A 612-nucleotide genomic window follows, 5' to 3' on the forward strand; every position below is an offset into this window, starting at 1 on the left:
ACTAAAGTAATTGACTGGTTTAACAAAATATTATTTTGCTAAGTTTACCTATTTCTCTGTTTAATTTTCAAAGACCAATTTGTTTGTCATCAAGTGACGACTTCTACTATATTACTAGGTATTTCTTGTTTTGTCAACTAATTCTTTTAATTAATTTTTCATTAAAACTTAATTAAATTGTAATTAACATTTAGCTTAGTGTGCCACTCGCAAGTGACGACAAGGAGTATTCTATCATATATATATGAGTATAATTTTAACCCATATACGTTCTAGCTAGTTTATCTACATATTCCTACATATAAGTATAAATAAATCCTTATTTCGCATTACGATACACATGGCTAAGTATGTGAAGTTTATCTCTAATTTCCAATTTAAAAGACTCATTTTGTAGTACTACCAAAAGATTATTTGCTGTACTTAATCTATGAGCAAGAAGAGGTTTATGATATTTTATAAATATGATTTTAATAAAGAAAGGAAAATTATTTTTTACGCACAAAAACCACTAAGATAAACTTAGTGGTTTTATTATTACCTGGCGACAACCTACTCTTCCACAAGGTCACCCCTGCAGTACCATCGGCGCATTGAAGCTTAACCTTCGTG

The 612-nt window shown here is 29.2% G+C and carries 1 rRNA gene; it reads right to left on the minus strand.

Annotation, left to right across the window (positions count from 1 at the left end):
- Positions 1 to 539: 539 nt before the first annotated feature.
- A 5S ribosomal RNA gene (gene rrf, locus KPL55_RS26940) occupies positions 540 to 612 on the minus strand; the annotation flags it as partial.

It is taken from the genome of Clostridium lacusfryxellense, from assembly GCF_018861735.1.
GTDB classification, from domain to species: domain Bacteria; phylum Bacillota; class Clostridia; order Clostridiales; family Clostridiaceae; genus Clostridium_AD; species Clostridium_AD lacusfryxellense.